Below are 543 nucleotides of genomic sequence, written 5' to 3' on the forward strand. Positions count from 1 at the left end.
GGCCCGTCAGGCCCTGGGCGCGGTCGAGCACCCGGGCGATGTCCAGGCTGCCGGTCCGCGTGGCCAGCAGCAGCAGGCCGGTCAGCATCAGCACGTCGCCGATCCGCGTGACGATGAACGCCTTGCGCGCCGCCGCGCCGTTTTCGGCCTGGCGGTACCAGAAGCCGATCAGCAGGTACGAGCACAGGCCCACGCCCTCCCACCCCACATAGAGGCAGAGCAGGTCGGCGGAGAGGACCAGCACCAGCATGGCGGCGACGAACAGGGTCATGCAGCCGAAGAACCGCGCCTGGTCGGGATCGTCGTGCATGTAGCCGCAGGCATAGAGCAGGATCAGGAACCCGACCCCGGTGACCACCAGCGTCATCACCAGGGAGAGCGGATCGACGACGAAGGCGATATGCACCGCGAACCCGTCCAGGCGCATCCATTGCCACAGCGTGACCCGGCGGACATGGTCCGGGGTCGCGAACAGCAGGCGCGCCGTGCCGAGCGCCAGCAGGAACGCAGCACCCACCGAGAGCGTGGCCAGCGCGCCGGCGG

Annotated in this window: 1 protein-coding gene; it reads right to left on the reverse strand. The window is 69.8% G+C overall.

The features are described 5' to 3' along the window. Positions 1-543: proton-conducting transporter transmembrane domain-containing protein (locus HUK84_RS22465; RefSeq protein ID WP_374729416.1), on the reverse strand; the 543-nt coding region annotated here is incomplete at both ends.

The sequence above is a fragment of the Nguyenibacter vanlangensis genome, from assembly GCF_013376155.1.
GTDB classification, from domain to species: domain Bacteria; phylum Pseudomonadota; class Alphaproteobacteria; order Acetobacterales; family Acetobacteraceae; genus Gluconacetobacter; species Gluconacetobacter vanlangensis.